The 15,090-nt window shown below is 72.2% G+C and carries 14 protein-coding genes; 13 read left to right on the top strand and 1 reads right to left on the bottom strand.

The features are described from left to right. Positions 1-111: 111 nt before the first annotated feature. Positions 112-975, bottom strand: coding sequence for an ABC transporter ATP-binding protein (locus tag ACOV8S_RS29130; RefSeq protein WP_448321486.1), 864 nt, complete (start codon positions 973-975; stop codon positions 112-114). A 147-nt stretch (positions 976-1,122) separates the two neighbouring features. Here ACOV8S_RS29130 and ACOV8S_RS29135 point away from each other — a divergent pair, with 147 nt between their 5' ends. The 13 genes from ACOV8S_RS29135 to ACOV8S_RS29195 all read left to right on the top strand — a co-directional run bounded on the left by ACOV8S_RS29135 (position 1,123) and on the right by ACOV8S_RS29195 (position 14,916). Beyond that, the gene (locus ACOV8S_RS29135; protein WP_448321487.1) at positions 1,123-1,758 is read left to right on the top strand and encodes a vitamin K epoxide reductase family protein; all 636 of its coding nucleotides are present in this window, start codon (positions 1,123-1,125) and stop codon (positions 1,756-1,758) included. Between the two features lie 58 nt (positions 1,759-1,816). Further along, on the top strand, positions 1,817-3,172 hold the full coding sequence (locus ACOV8S_RS29140; RefSeq protein ID WP_448321488.1) for a replication-associated recombination protein A: 1,356 nt from the start codon (positions 1,817-1,819) through the stop codon (positions 3,170-3,172). A 406-nt stretch (positions 3,173-3,578) separates the two neighbouring features. Further along, complete coding sequence (rpsD, locus tag ACOV8S_RS29145; protein ID WP_108957064.1) at positions 3,579-4,193, top strand: 30S ribosomal protein S4; 615 nt, start codon at positions 3,579-3,581, stop codon at positions 4,191-4,193. 213 nt (positions 4,194-4,406) lie between these two features. Continuing rightward, positions 4,407-4,847 carry a DUF948 domain-containing protein gene (locus ACOV8S_RS29150; protein ID WP_448321489.1) on the top strand — a complete coding sequence of 147 codons (441 nt, stop codon included), beginning with the start codon at positions 4,407-4,409 and terminating at the stop codon, positions 4,845-4,847. A 14-nt stretch (positions 4,848-4,861) separates the two neighbouring features. Next, a complete protein-coding gene (locus ACOV8S_RS29155) occupies positions 4,862-5,236 on the top strand; it encodes a hypothetical protein (RefSeq protein ID WP_448321490.1) in 375 nt (124 codons plus the stop codon). Beyond that, entirely contained in the window at positions 5,236-7,908 is a 2,673-nt protein-coding gene (gene alaS, locus ACOV8S_RS29160) for an alanine--tRNA ligase (protein ID WP_448321491.1), read from the top strand. Before ACOV8S_RS29155 ends, alaS begins: the two co-directional genes overlap by 1 nt. 22 nt (positions 7,909-7,930) lie before the next feature. Then, the gene (ruvX, locus tag ACOV8S_RS29165; protein ID WP_351112219.1) at positions 7,931-8,395 is read left to right on the top strand and encodes a Holliday junction resolvase RuvX; all 465 of its coding nucleotides are present in this window, start codon (positions 7,931-7,933) and stop codon (positions 8,393-8,395) included. 125 nt (positions 8,396-8,520) lie between these two features. Then, the gene (gene mltG / locus ACOV8S_RS29170) at positions 8,521-10,218 is read left to right on the top strand and encodes an endolytic transglycosylase MltG (protein WP_448321492.1); all 1,698 of its coding nucleotides are present in this window, start codon (positions 8,521-8,523) and stop codon (positions 10,216-10,218) included. Continuing rightward, on the top strand, positions 10,215-11,045 hold the full coding sequence (locus ACOV8S_RS29175; RefSeq protein WP_448321493.1) for a shikimate dehydrogenase: 831 nt from the start codon (positions 10,215-10,217) through the stop codon (positions 11,043-11,045). The genes mltG and ACOV8S_RS29175 overlap by 4 nt, the downstream gene beginning before the upstream one ends. A 159-nt stretch (positions 11,046-11,204) precedes the next feature. Then, positions 11,205-12,389, top strand: coding sequence for a chorismate synthase (aroC, locus tag ACOV8S_RS29180; protein ID WP_448321494.1), 1,185 nt, complete (start codon positions 11,205-11,207; stop codon positions 12,387-12,389). Further along, a complete protein-coding gene (locus tag ACOV8S_RS29185) occupies positions 12,386-12,925 on the top strand; it encodes a shikimate kinase (protein WP_448321495.1) in 540 nt (179 codons plus the stop codon). The genes aroC and ACOV8S_RS29185 overlap by 4 nt, the downstream gene beginning before the upstream one ends. Then, positions 12,922-14,019 carry a 3-dehydroquinate synthase gene (gene aroB, locus ACOV8S_RS29190; RefSeq protein ID WP_448321496.1) on the top strand — a complete coding sequence of 366 codons (1,098 nt, stop codon included), beginning with the start codon at positions 12,922-12,924 and terminating at the stop codon, positions 14,017-14,019. Before ACOV8S_RS29185 ends, aroB begins: the two co-directional genes overlap by 4 nt. A gap of 144 nt (positions 14,020-14,163) precedes the next feature. Continuing rightward, the gene (locus ACOV8S_RS29195) at positions 14,164-14,916 is read left to right on the top strand and encodes an AAA family ATPase (RefSeq protein WP_448321497.1); all 753 of its coding nucleotides are present in this window, start codon (positions 14,164-14,166) and stop codon (positions 14,914-14,916) included. The last annotated feature ends 174 nt before the right edge of the window (positions 14,917-15,090 follow it).

Here is a 15,090-nt window from a genome sequence, read left to right on the forward strand (position 1 = left end):
GTTCCGTGTCCGCCCCGGGCGGGTACCGGGCGGGCGCGGCGTCAGTCCTGTAGAGCGTGGACGGGGTGGGCCGGGAGGCCAGCGCCCAGCCCGTCACCGGCACCAGGCTGATCACGGCCGCCGCCACCGCCGCCCGCGGCAGCGGCAGGGCGGTGAAGCACTGCGGGATGAGCGCGAAGGCCAGGGTGCGCGCCTCGCCGTTGAGCGTGGCGGCCGGGCCACCCCGGTCAGCGGACCGCCGACCAGCACCAGGGCGAGAGTGACCGCCCACACCACCGCGTGGTGGACCCGCCAGAAGCGGGAGCTGCCCACCCACGGCACGCCGCCCCGTACCGCCGGCAGCGCGCCGCTCACCCGTCGGTCCTGGACTTCCACCGGAAGGTGGTCAGGCAGAGCAGCAGTCCGCCCACGCACCAGGCGGCCAGGACCAGGACCACCCGCCCGAACTCCCAGTCGCCCGCGGGCTCCAGCACCTTGGCGGCATCGGGCAGGCTCGTCCAGCAGGAGCAGCTCCGGCCCGCCGACGATGCCCAGGGCGACGTCCAGCCGGCGCCGCTGGCCGCCGGAGAGCGACTTGACCCGGGCGCCGGCCTTCCCGGACAGGCCCACCAGCTCCATCACCTCGTCCGGGTCGGCGGGGCGCGGGTAGTAGCGGGCGAAGTGGCGCACGGTCTCGCGCACCGTCAACTCCGCGGGAGCCGATTCGTCCTGCCAGACGATCCCCACCCTCGCCCGCCAGGACCGCGGGGCCCGGGCGGGATCCTCGCCCAGGACCCGCACCTCGCCCGCGTCGCGGTCGCGGTAGCCCTGCAGGATCTCCACCGTGGTGGTCTTGCCGGCCCCGTTGGGCCCCAGCAGTCCGCAGACCTCCCCGCGCCGGACCATCAGGTCCAGGCCGTCGACCGCCGTGTTCTCCCCGTAACGCTTGAGCAATCCGCGCACCTCGACCGCGGGTTCGTCCATATGTGCGTTCATGGGTCGAGCGTCCCGTGTGCCGGGGGCCGTCGGTACCACCGGGCGGCCCTTTTTATGTCCGTCGAACGGTGGAGGCGGCAGACTGCGGCACAATTGGCCGTGCCCCAGCCTCTTCTTCAACCCCTGCCACAACAAGGGATCGGTGTGATGAGCAGCATGACGAGAGTGGACGTACCGGCGCCCAGGACCGGCGACGACAGCCCGCGTCGCGAGGGCGGCAGCCGGGGCTTCGGGCTGCTGCTGGTGATCACCGGTCTGCTCGGCGTCTTCGCCTCCGGCATCATCACGATGGACAAGTTCCGCATCCTCGAGGACCCGGACTTCCTGCCGGCCTGCAGCCTGAACCCGATCTTCTCCTGCAAGAGCATCATGGAGAGCGACCAGGCGGCGGTGTTCGGCTTCCCCAACCCGCTGCTCGGGCTGGTCACCTACAGCATCGTCGTCTGCGTGGGCGTGAGCGTGCTCTCCGGCGCCCGCTTCCCCCGCTGGTACTGGCTCACCTTCAACGCCGGCACGCTCTTCGGGGTGGGCTTCTGCACCTGGCTGATGATCCAGTCGCTGTACGAGATCAACCGCCTCTGCCTGTGGTGCATGCTCGCCTGGACCGTGACGATCCTCATGTTCTGGTACGTGACCTCGTTCAACGTCCGGCACGGCTTCCTGCCCGCCCCCAAGCCCCTGCGCACCTTCTTCTCCGAGTTCACCTGGGCGCTTCCGGTGCTGCACATCGGCATCATCGCGATCCTGATCGTGACCCGCTGGGGCGCCAACCTCTGGGCCTGACGCCCCGGGGCCCGGACTCCGGGCCCGCGCTGTCCGAGCGGTGGCTTAGGGTTTTTGTGTGGAGCCCGACCTGTTCACCGCCGCAGCCGAAGAACGCCAGGAGAAGGACCCGGCCGCCAGCCCGCTGGCGGTCCGGATGCGTCCGCGCACGGTCGACGAGGTGTTCGGCCAGCGGCACCTGCTGAAGCCCGGCTCCCCGTTGCGCCGTCTCGTCGGCGAGGGGGCCTCCGGTCCGGCCGGGCCCTCCTCGGTGATCCTGTGGGGACCGCCCGGCACCGGCAAGACCACCCTGGCCTATGTCATCTCCAAGGCCACCGACAAGCGGTTCGTGGAGCTCTCCGCCATCACCGCCGGCGTCAAGGAGGTCCGGGCGGTCATCGACGGCGCCCGCCGCGCCACCGGGGGCTTCGGCAAGGAGACCGTCCTCTTCCTGGACGAGATCCACCGCTTCAGCAAGGCCCAGCAGGACTCCCTGCTCCCCGCGGTGGAGAACCGCTGGGTCACCCTGATCGCCGCGACCACCGAGAACCCCTACTTCTCCGTGATCTCGCCGCTGCTCTCGCGCTCCCTGCTGCTCACCCTGGAGCCGCTCACCGACGACGACCTGCGCGGGCTGCTGCGCCGCGCGGTGAGCGACGAACGCGGGCTCGGCGGCTCGGTGGAGCTGCCGGAGGACTCCGAGGAGCACCTGCTGCGGATCGCAGGCGGCGACGCCCGCCGCGCGCTGACCGCCCTGGAGGCGGGCGCGGGCTCCGCGCTGGCCAAGGGCGAGGACGCCATCACGCTGGAGACCCTCGAGGACTCCGTCGCCCGCGCCGCCGTCCGCTACGACAAGGACGGCGACCAGCACTACGACGTGGCCAGCGCGCTGATCAAGTCCATCCGCGGCTCCGACGTGGACGCCGCGCTGCACTACCTGGCCCGCATGATCGACGCGGGGGAGGACCCCCGCTTCATCGCCCGGCGGCTGATGATCTCCGCCAGCGAGGACATCGGTCTCGCCGACCCCAACGCCCTGTCCGTCGCGGTCGCCGCCGCGCAGGCGGTCGCCATGATCGGCTTCCCCGAGGCCGCCCTCACCCTGAGCCACGCCACCATCGCGCTGGCCTTGGCCCCCAAGTCCAACGCCGCCACGACCGCGATCGGGGCCGCGCTGGAGGACGTCCGCAAGGGCCTGGCCGGCCCGGTCCCCACGCACCTGCGGGACGGGCACTACCAGGGCGCCGCCAAGCTGGGGCACGCCAAGGGGTACGTCTACCCGCACGACCTGCCCGAGGGCATCGCCGCCCAGCAGTACGCGCCGGACGCGATCAAGGACCGCGAGTACTACACGCCCACCCGGCACGGCGCCGAGGCGCGGTACGCCGACGCCGTGGAGTGGACGCGCAAGAACCTCGGCCGCCGGCGGTCCTGAGAGCCGGCGAGGGCCGCGGGACCCGGGCTGCTCCGGGCCCCGGCCCGCCCGTGTGCGGAGCACCGCCGCGGCCCCTGTAGCATTGCCCGAAGTGCTGCGTCCCGTAGTCCGCCCCGGCGGACCGCACCAGGCGGGACATCCAGCCGGAACCCCGTGCCGCGAGGCCCGGGGATCCAGGAGCGTCGCGCACCGTCGAAGGTGTCGCGGGCAGCCCACCACCGCCCCCCGGTCCACGCGCCCGGGGTGACCGGTCGGTGGGCCACTCGCGTGCTGCACGTATGTGCCCAGACCTGGGAGCGGCTGCCCGCCGGGTTCCTCGGAACCGGACGGGTTTCCCGGGCTGCGGATGCGACCTCCCCTAACCCTGGTGAGCCGTATTCACACAGAAATATGAGGTGTCGGTTCCATGGCGAACCAGTCCCGCCCCAAGGTCAAGAAGTCGCGTGCCCTCGGCATCGCGCTGACCCCGAAGGCCGTCAAGTACTTCGAGGCCCGCCCCTACCCGCCGGGTGAGCACGGTCGCGGCCGCAAGCAGAACTCGGACTACAAGGTCCGTCTGCTCGAGAAGCAGCGTCTGCGCGCGCAGTACGACGTGTCCGAGCGTCAGCTCGTCCGCGCCTACGAGCGTGCCTCCAAGGTGCAGGGCAAGACCGGTGAGGCCCTGATCATCGAGCTCGAGCGCCGTCTCGACGCGCTGGTCCTGCGTTCGGGCATCGCCCGCACGATCTACCAGGCCCGCCAGATGGTCGTCCACGGCCACATCCAGGTCAACGGCCAGAAGGTCGACAAGCCGTCCTTCCGTGTCCGTCCGGACGACGTCGTGCAAGTCCGCGACCGCTCCAAGGACAAGACGCTGTTCCAGGTCGCCCGCGAGGGTGGCTTCGCCCCCGACGGCGAGACCCCGCGCTACCTGCAGGTGAACCTCAAGGCCCTGGCGTTCCGCCTGGACCGCGAGCCGAACCGCAAGGAGATCCCGGTGATCTGCGACGAGCAGCTCGTCGTCGAGTACTACGCCCGCTGATCCTTCGGCCGACGTAAGAACACCGCGCGCCTCGGCCCGCCGGTCGTGCCTTCCCCGGCACGACCGGCGGGCCGTCGCCGTTCCCGGGAGCGGCCGCCCCCGCGCGGCCCCGGCCCCGGCCCTGCCGTGGCGCGCGGAATCCGGTACAGGGCGCGGCCCGTGGCGCGATAGGCTCGGGGCACGACTTTTCCGATGTCAGGGAGCGGGTGCGCAGTGTCCGGTGGAGAGGTGGCCGGAATCCTGGTGGCCGTCTTCTGGGCCATCCTGGTGTCCTTCCTCGCCGTCGCACTGGCGAGACTGGCCCAGACGCTCAGGGCGACGACCAAGCTGGTGGCGGACGTGACCGAACAGGCCGTCCCGCTGCTCGCCGACGCCTCCGACGCCGTGCGCTCCGCGCAGACCCAGATCGACCGGGTCGACGCCATCGCATCGGACGTCCAGGAGGTCACGTCGAACGCGTCCGCGCTGTCGACGACCGTCGCCTCCACCTTCGGCGGCCCCCTGGTGAAGGTCGCGGCGTTCGGCTACGGCGTGCGTCGCGCGCTCGGCCGGGGCGACGCCGCACCCGGGGCGTCGCGCGAACCCCGGCGCACCGTGATCGTGGGCCGAACCCTCCCGGCCGAGGGCCGGGCCAGCCGGACGAAGCGGAAGTAGGGACTGAACCACCGATGTTCCGTCGAGCCTTCTGGTTCTCCGCCGGCGCAGCCGCCGGCGTGTGGGCCACCACCAAGGTCAACCGCAAGCTGAAACAGCTCACCCCGGAGAGCCTCGCCGCGCAGGCGGCGAACAAGGCACTCGAGGCGGGCCACCGGCTGAAGGACTTCGCACTCGACGTGCGCGACAACATGGCCGCGCGCGAGGCCGAACTCGGCGAGGCGCTCGGACTGCGCGCCGCCGACGACGGGTCCCGCCCGGCCGCCCTGGAGCCTGGGCGCACCACCGCGCGGCCGATCGCCGCCGCGGACCACCGCCACGGCACCACCCACCGCAGCAACGAGAAGTACGTCGACACGTACTCGTACAACCGGAATGAGGACCACTGATGGAGTCGGCCGAGATCCGCCGCCGCTGGCTGAGCTTCTTCGAGGAGCGCGGGCACACCGTCGTCCCTTCGGCGTCGCTCATCGCGGACGACCCGACTCTGCTGCTCGTCCCGGCCGGCATGGTGCCCTTCAAGCCCTACTTCCTGGGCGAGGTCAAGCCGCCGTACCCGCGCGCCACCAGCGTGCAGAAGTGCGTGCGCACGCCGGACATCGAGGAGGTCGGCAAGACCACCCGGCACGGCACGTTCTTCCAGATGTGCGGCAACTTCTCCTTCGGCGACTACTTCAAGGAAGGCGCCATCAAGCTCGCCTGGGAGCTGCTCACCGGCCCCCAGGACAAGGGCGGTTACGGCCTGGAGCCCGAGAAGCTCTGGATCACCGTCTACCAGGACGACGACGAGGCCGAGCAGATCTGGCGCGACGTCGTCGGCGTGCCCGCCGAGCGGATCCAGCGCCTGGGCAAGAAGGACAACTTCTGGTCCATGGGCGTCCCCGGCCCGTGCGGCCCGTGCTCCGAGATCAACTACGACCGCGGCCCCGAGTTCGGCGTCGAGGGCGGCCCCGCCGTCAACGACGAGCGCTACGTGGAGATCTGGAACCTGGTCTTCATGCAGTTCGAGCGGGGCGAGGGCACCGGCAAGGACGACTTCGAGATCCTCGGGGACCTGCCGAGCAAGAACATCGACACCGGTCTCGGCCTCGAGCGGCTCGCCATGATTCTGCAGGGCGTGCAGAACATGTACGAGATCGACACCTCGATGGCCGTCATCGACAAGGCCACCGAACTGACCGGCGTCCGCTACGGCGACGCCGCCTCCTCCGACGTCTCGCTGCGCGTGGTCACCGACCACATGCGCACCTCGGTGATGCTCATCGGCGACGGCGTCACCCCCGGCAACGAGGGCCGCGGTTACGTGCTGCGCCGCATCATGCGCCGCGCCATCCGCAACATGCGCCTGCTCGGCGCCACCGGCCCGGTGGTCAAGGACCTCATCGACGTCGTCATCGCCATGATGGGCCAGCAGTACCCCGAGCTGGTCACCGACCGCGAGCGCATCGAGAAGGTCGCCGTCGCCGAGGAGAACGCCTTCCTCAAGACGCTGAAGGCCGGCACCAACATCCTCGACACCGCCGTCACCGAGACCAAGGCCGCCGGCGGCAAGGTCCTCGCCGGCGACAAGGCGTTCCTGCTCCACGACACCTGGGGCTTCCCGATCGACCTCACCCTCGAGATGGCCGCCGAGCAGGGCCTGTCGGTGGACGAGGACGGCTTCCGCCGCCTGATGAAGGAGCAGCGGGAGCGCGCCAAGGCCGACGCCCAGGCCAAGAAGACCGGCCACGCCTCGCTCGGCGCCTACCGCGAGATCGCCGACACCGCCGGCGAGACCGAGTTCATCGGCTACTCCCACACCGAGGGCGAGTCCACCGTCGTCGGCATCCTGGTCGACGGCGTCTCCTCCCCGGCCGCCCGCGAGGGCGACGAGGTCGAGATCGTCCTGGACCGCACCCCGTTCTACGCCGAGGGCGGCGGCCAGATCGGCGACACCGGCCGGATCAAGGCCGACTCCGGCGCCGTGATCGAGATCCGCGACTGCCAGAAGCCGGTGCCGGGCGTCTACGTCCACAAGGGCGTCGTCCAGGTCGGCGAGGTGACCCTCGGCTCCAAGGCCGAGGCCTCCATCGACCACCGCCGTCGCACCGCCATCGCCCGCGCCCACTCGGCCACCCACCTCACCCACCAGGCCCTGCGCGACGCCCTCGGCCCGACGGCCGCCCAGGCCGGCTCGGAGAACCAGCCGGGCCGCTTCCGCTTCGACTTCGGCTCCCCGGCCGCCGTCCCGACGGCCGTGATGACCGACGTCGAGCAGAAGATCAACGAGGTTCTCTCCCGCGACCTCGACGTGCGCGCCGACGTCATGAGCATCGACGAGGCCAAGAAGCAGGGCGCCATCGCCGAGTTCGGCGAGAAGTACGGCGAGCGGGTCCGCGTGGTCACCATCGGCGACTTCTCCAAGGAGCTGTGCGGCGGCACGCACGTCCACAGCACCGCCCAGCTGGGTCTGGTGAAGCTGCTCGGTGAGTCGTCCATCGGCTCCGGCGTGCGCCGCATCGAGGCCCTGGTCGGCGTCGACGCGTACAACTTCCTGGCCCGCGAGCACACGGTGGTCAACCAGCTCACCGAGCTGCTCAAGGGCCGCTCGGAGGAGCTGCCGGAGAAGGTCGCCGCCATGCTCGGCAAGCTGAAGGACGCCGAGAAGGAGATCGAGAAGTTCCGCGCCGAGAAGGTGCTGCAGGCCGCCGCCGGTCTCGCCGGGTCCGCCAAGGACGTCCGCGGCGTGGCCCTGGTCACCGGCCAGGTGCCGGACGGCACCACCGCCGACGACCTGCGCAAGCTGGTCCTCGACGTGCGCGGCCGCATCCAGGGCGGCCGGGCCGCCGTGGTGGCCCTGTTCACCACGGTGAACGGCAAGCCGCTCACGGTGATCGCCACCAACGACGCCGCCCGCGACCGCGGTCTCAAGGCCGGTGACCTGGTCCGGGCCGCCGCCAAGACCCTCGGCGGCGGCGGTGGCGGCAAGCCGGACGTCGCCCAGGGCGGCGGCCAGAACCCGGCCGCCATCGGCGAGGCCGTGGACGCCGTCGAGCGCCTCGTGGCCGACACGGCCAAGTAACTCCTGAGAGGGAATCGATCACATGCGCAGAGGACGCCGACTGGCCGTCGACGTCGGGGACGCCCGGATCGGGGTCGCCTCGTGCGACCCCGACGGGATTCTCGCCACACCGGTGGAGACCGTGCCCGGACGGGACGTCCCGGCGGCGCAGCGGCGCCTCGCGCAGCTCGTCGAGGAGTACGAGCCGATCGAGGTCGTGGTCGGCCTTCCCCGCTCCCTCAAGGGCGGGGAAGGACCCGCGGCCGTCAAGGTGCGCGGCTTCACGCAGGAGTTCGCCGCACGGATCGCCCCCGTCCCGGTGCGGCTGGTCGACGAGCGGATGACCACGGTCACGGCGAGCCAGGGGCTGCGCGCCTCGGGCGTGCGGTCCAAGAAGGGACGCTCCGTGATCGACCAGGCCGCGGCCGTGATCATCCTGCAGCAGGCGCTGGAGTCCGAACGGGTGTCCGGCGCTGCTCCAGGGGAAGCAGTCGAGGTGGCGGGCTGATCGCGGTACGGTAACGTTCCGCGCGATGCGGCGCACGTTCGAATGCCGTCGCACGATGAGAGGCGGCGCGGCTCCGTGCCCGACCGGCGCCGGCAGAGACACCGCTTCGCGGCTCTAGGGGATCGATGACTGAGTATGGCCGGGGCCAAGGCTCCGAACCGTGGCATCCGGGTGACCCGTACTACGGGGACGGCGGATGGGAGGGCCAGTACCCCCAGGGGCAGCAGCACGCCCAGGGGCAGCAGGACCCCTACGGCGGCCAGCCGCAGCACGATCCGTACGGGCAGCAGCAGTACGGCGACGGGCAGCAGCACCAGCAGCAGTACGGTGACGGGCAGCAGCAGTACGGCGACGGCTACGGGCAGCCGCAGCACGGCGACGGCTACGGGCAGCAGCAGTACGGCGGCGACTGGGGCACTGGTCAGCAGCAGCAGTACGGACAGGGCCACGACCCCTACGCCCAGCAGCACCACCAGCCGCAGGCGCACCAGCAGCACCAGCAGCAGTACGACGACGGCTACGCGCAGAGCGGCTACCCCCAGCAGCCTCAGCAGCCCCAGCAGCAGGGCCCCGGGCACGACCAGGGCCGCAACGAGTGGGACGCCGAGCCGCAGGAGGAGCAGCACCCCTTCTTCACCGGCCGGGACGACGAGGACGACGACGAGGCCCCCCGCGACCGCCGTGAGAGCCGCGGGCGCGGCGGCCGGTCCGAGCGGAGAGGGCGCGGCGGCGACCGTGACGACCGCGAGGAGGGCCGCAGAGGCCGCGGCGGCTGCCTGATCGCCCTGCTGGTGGTAGGCGCGCTGGTCGTCGGCGGGGGCTACTACCTCTACCAGGAACGTTTCGCCGCCGCCCCGGACTTCTCGGGGGACGGCAACGGGCAGGTCGTGTCCGTCACCATCCCGCCCGGCTCCTCCGGCGCCCAGGTCGGACAGATCCTCAAGAAGAAGGGCGTCGTCAAGAGCGTCGACGGCTTCGTCGCCGCCCTCACCGAGAACGGCGGCGACCTCCAGGCCGGTGCGTACCAGCTGGAGGAGGAGATGTCCGCCGAGTCCGCCGTGGAGTGGCTCCTCGACCCGAAGAAGAGCGGGGCGAAGGGCGTCGTCGTCACCGAGGGCATGCGGAACGCCAACATCTACAAGGCGATCGACAAGAAGCTCAAGCTGGACGCCGGGACGACCGCGAAGATCGCCGAGAAGAAGTACGACGAGCTGGGCCTGCCCGAGTGGGCCAACGACAACGAGGACATAAAGGACCCGCTGGAGGGTTTCCTGTTCCCGGCGACGTACCCGGCCTCGGAGGACACCAAGCCCGAGGATCTCCTCAAGGACATGGTCAAGCGGTCCGTCGAGATCTACGAGAAGCACGGGATCGAGACCAAGTACAAGAAGTTCGGTCTGGACAGCCCGCTCCAGCTGGTGACCGTCGCCAGCCTTGTGCAGGCCGAGGGCCTCCACAAGGAGGACTTCAGTCAGATGGCCGAGGTCATCTACAACCGTCTCTCGCCGCAGAACACGCAGACCGCCGGTCGCCTCGAGTTCGACTCCACGTTCAACTACTTCAAGAACCAGAGCGAACTGGACATCAGCCGGGACGAACTCCGTAACACCGACCACCCGTACAACACGCACTACGTGCGGGGTCTGGTACCGGGTCCGATCGGCAACCCCGGCGAGGAAGCGCTCGAAGGGGCCATGTCCCCGACGGACAAGGGCTGGTACTTCTTCGTGTCCCTCGACGGCGAGACGAAGTTCACCAGGACGCTCGAGGAGCACCAGAGGTACGAGAAGCAGTTCCAGGAAAGCCTCAAGGAAGGCCAATGACCGACGAGGCCCGCCGCGCCGCCGTGCTCGGCTCGCCCATCGCCCACTCCCTCTCGCCCGAGCTGCACCGGGCCGCCTACGCGGCCCTCGGGCTGGACGGCTGGACGTACGACCGGTTCGAGGTCGACGAGGCCGCCCTCCCCGGTTTCGTGGAGGGCCTCGGCCCGGAGTGGGCCGGGCTCTCGCTGACCATGCCGCTCAAGCGGGCGGTCATCCCGCTGCTCGACTCGGTGACCGAGACCGCCGCCTCTGTGGAGGCGGTCAACACGGTCGTGTTCACCGAGGACGGCCGCCGCGTCGGCGACAACACCGACATCCCCGGGATGGTCGCCGCCCTGCGCGAGCGCGGCGTCGAGAAGGTGGAGACGGCCGCCGTCCTCGGCGCCGGTGCCACCGCCTCCTCCGCGCTGGCCGCGCTGACCCGGATCTGCGACGGCGAGATCACGGTGTACGTCCGCAGCGAGGCCCGCGCCGCCGAGATGCGCGAGTGGGGCGCCCGCCTGAAGGCGGACGTCCGCATCGCCCCCTGGGACGCCGCCGCCGAGGCGCTGCACGCCCCACTGGTGATCGCCACGACCCCCGCCGGCAGCACCGGCGCCCTCGCCGAGGCCGTCCCTGCGCGCCCCGGCACGCTCTTCGACGTCCTCTACGAGCCGTGGCCCACCGCGCTGGCCGCCCGCTGGTCCGCTGCCGGCGGCCCGGTCGTCGGCGGCCTGGACCTCCTGGTCCACCAGGCGGTCCTCCAGGTCGAGCAGATGACGGGCCGCTCCCCGGGCCCGTTGGCCGCCATGCGCGAGGCCGGGGAACGCGCACTCGCCGCCCGCTGACGCCCGCCCGCGCGGTCTCCTCCTGTGGGACGCCGTGTCCGACCGGTGGACCGGTGGGCAGGGCGCGAGCCCCGGCATGGGAGGATCGGGGCAGGGCGGGCCTGGCCAGGACCTGGGCGCGCCGTCGCCGAATCACTGGCGCGAGCAGGAGGAGCACCGTTGAGCAGGTTGCGCTGGCTGACCGCGGGGGAGTCCCACGGACCCGCACTCGTCGCGACGCTGGAAGGACTTCCGGCCGGCGTGCCGGTCACCACCGAGATGGTGGCCGACCACCTCGCCCGTCGCCGCCTCGGCTACGGCCGCGGCGCGCGGATGAAGTTCGAGCGCGACGAGGTCACCTTCCTCGGCGGTGTGCGCCACGGCCTCAGCCTCGGCTCCCCGATCGCGGTCATGGTGGGCAACACCGAGTGGCCCAAGTGGGAACAGGTCATGTCCGCCGACCCGGTCGACCCGGAGATCCTCGCCGGGCTGGCCCGCAACGCGCCGCTGACCCGGCCGCGCCCGGGCCACGCCGACCTGGCCGGCATGCAGAAGTACGGCTTCGACGAGGCCCGCCCGATCCTCGAGCGCGCCTCCGCCCGCGAGACCGCCGCCCGCGTCGCGCTCGGCGCCGTCGCCCGCTCCTACCTCAAGGAGACGGCGGGCATCGAGATCGTGTCCCACGTCGTGGAACTGGCGTCCGCCAAGGCGCCGTACGGCGTGTACCCGACCCCGGCGGACACCGAGAAGCTGGACGCCGACCCGGTGCGCTGCCTCGACGCGGACGCCTCCAAGCGGATGGTCGCCGAGATCGACCAGGCCCACAAGGACGGCGACACCCTCGGCGGCGTCGTCGAGGTCCTCGCCTACGACGTGCCGGTCGGCCTCGGCTCGCACGTGCACTGGGACCGCCGCCTGGACGCCCGGCTGGCCGCCGCGCTGATGGGCATCCAGGCCATCAAGGGCGTCGAGGTCGGCGACGGCTTCGACCTGGCCCGCGTGCCCGGCTCCCAGGCGCACGACGAGATCCTGCCCACCGCGGACGGCATCCGCCGCGCCAGCGGCCGCGCCGGCGGCACCGAGGGCGGCCTGACCACCGGCGAGCTGCTGCGGGTGCGGGCCGCGATGAAGCCCATCGCCACCGTCCCGCGCGCCCTGCGCACCGTCGACGTCACCACCGGCGAGGCCGCGCAGGCCCACCACCAGCGCTCCGACGTGTGCGCCGTGCCCGCGGCCGGCATCGTCGCGGAGGCCATGGTGGCGCTGGTGCTGGCCGACGCGGTGGCGGAGAAGTTCGGTGGCGACAGCGTCCCCGAGACCCGTCGCAACGTCCGGTCGTACCTCGATGGCCTGACCGTCCGATGAGCGAGGCCGGAAAGGGTCCCCGGCTGGTCCTGGTCGGTCCGATGGGCGTCGGCAAGTCCACCGTGGGCGCTCTGCTCGCCCAGAGGCTCGGTGTCGCGTACCGGGACACCGACGAGGACATCGTGGCCGCCGAGGGCCGCGCCATCTCGGAGATCTTCGTCGACGACGGCGAGGAGCACTTCCGGGCCCTGGAGAAGGCGGCCGTCGCCACCGCGCTCGCCGAGCACGAGGGCGTCCTCGCCCTCGGCGGCGGCGCGATCCTCGACGCCGGCTCACGCGCCCTGCTGGCCGCACACCCGGTCGTCTACCTCTCGATGGACGTCGACGAGGCGGTCCGGCGCACCGGACTGAACGTCGCCCGCCCGCTGCTCACGGTCAACCCGCGCAAGCAGTGGCGTGAGCTGATGGAGGCCCGCCGCCACCTGTACACCGAGGTGGCCCGCGTGGTGGTCGCCACCGACGGGCGCACGCCCGAAGAGGTCGCCGAGGCGGTCCTCGACGCACTGGAACTCCGCAAGAACGAGGACGAAGCATGAGCACCAGCGAGGCCGTGACCCGGATCAAGGTCGCCGGTACGGCGGGCACCGATCCCTACGAGGTCCTGGTCGGCCGGCAGCTCCTCGGCGAGCTCGGCGGTCTGGTCGGCGACAAGGCCAAGCGGGTAGCCGTGATCCACCCCGAGGCGCTCGCCGGCACCGGGGACGCGCTCCGCGCCGACCTGGCCGAGCAGGGCTACGAGGCCGTCGCCATCCAGGTGCCCAACGCCGAGGAGGCCAAGACCGCCGAGGTCGCCGCCTACTGCTGGAAGGCGCTGGGCCAGACCGGCTTCACCCGCTCCGACGTCATCGTCGGCGTCGGCGGCGGCGCCACCACCGACCTCGCCGGTTTCGTCGCCGCCACCTGGCTGCGCGGCGTGCGCTGGATCGCCGTCCCCACCACCGTGCTCGCCATGGTCGACGCGGCCGTCGGCGGCAAGACCGGCATCAACACCGCCGAGGGCAAGAACCTGGTCGGCGCCTTCCACCCGCCGGCCGGCGTCCTGTGCGACCTGGCCGCGCTGGACTCGCTGGGGGTGCACGACTACGTCTCCGGGCTCGCCGAGATCGTCAAGGCCGGCTTCATCGCCGACCCGGTCATCCTCGACCTCATCGAGGGCGACCCGGAGGCCGCGCGCAGCCCCGAGGGCCCGCACACCGCCGAGCTGATCGAGCGCGCCATCAGGGTCAAGGCCGAGGTGGTCTCCTCCGACCTCAAGGAGTCGGGCCTGCGGGAGATCCTGAACTACGGCCACACCCTGGCGCACGCCATCGAGAAGAACGAGCGCTACAAGTGGCGGCACGGCGCGGCCGTCGCCGTCGGCATGCGCTTCGCCGCCGAGCTCGGCCGGGTCGCCGGGCGGCTCGACGACGCCACCGCCGACCGGCACACCGAGATCCTGCGCTCCCTCGGCCTGCCGCTGACCTACCGGTACGACCAGTGGCCGAAGCTGCTGGAGACCATGAAGGTCGACAAGAAGTCCCGCGGCGACCTGCTGCGCTTCATCGTCCTGGACGGCCTGGCCCGGCCCACCGTGCTGGAGGGCCCGGACCCGGCCGTGCTGCTCGCCGCCTACGGCGAGGTCGCCGAGTAGCGACAGCGAGGCCCCGCACCGCCGCAGGGCACTTTACGGCCGCCCCGCCCGTTCCCCACCAGACGGCGCGGGGCGGTACCGTTCCGACGGCCGGTACGGTCGGCACGACCGACGCGAGACCATCACGAGACGGAGTGGCAGGGGATGCAGCACGCGGTGGGGTCCGAACTGCCGCCGCCCCACGGGCCCGGGCGGACCGCCTGGGCGGGGCAGGCGCCGGAGGCGACCGGGCAGGTCCCGTTGCCCCAGGGAGGCCCGGTGCACGCGCCGGGGTTCCCGCTGGCCCAGGGCGGGGTCCATCACCCGGCGCCGCCGGCCCCGGTGCCGCCCGACCCCCGGACGGCGACCCTCGCGGTGCTGCTGATCGGCCCCGCCGGGGCGGGCAAGACCAGCGTCGCCAAGTACTGGGCCGGCCACCGCAGGGTGCCCACCGCCCACGTCAGCCTGGACGACGTCCGCGAGTGGGTGCGCGCCGGCTTCGCCGACCCGCAGACCGGGTGGAACGAGCAGTCCGAGACCCAGTACCGCCTGGCCCGCCGCACCTGCGGCTTCGCCGCCCGCAACTTCCTGGCCAACGGCATCTCCTGCGTGATCGACGACGCCGTCTTCCCCGACCGGCCCGTCGTCGGCCTGGGCGGCTGGAAGCGGCACGTGGGCCCCGGCCTGCTGCCGGTGGTGCTGCTGCCCGGCCTGGAGGTCGTGCTGGAGCGCAACGCCCAGCGCTCCGGCAACCGGCGGCTCACCGACGAGGAGGTCGCCCGGATCCACGGCCGGATGGCCGGCTGGTACGGCTCGGGCCTGCCCATCATCGACAACTCCCAGCTCGACGTCCCGGCCACCGCCCGGCTGCTCGACGACGTCCTGGCCCGCTCCATGGCCGCGCCCCCGCAGTGGTGACCCGGCCCCTGGCCTGACCCCGGCGGAGACGCCGCGACCCGCACCCTCCCGCGGGCTTGCGGGCCCGCGGGCTCGCCGGGCCTACAGGCCACGGCCGGCTCCCTGCGGCGCGGAGGCGCGCTGCAGGTCGCACCCTCCCGCGGGCCCTTTGGGCCCGCGGGAGGGTGCGACCTG

This window comes from Streptomyces sp. CO7, assembly GCF_053474865.1.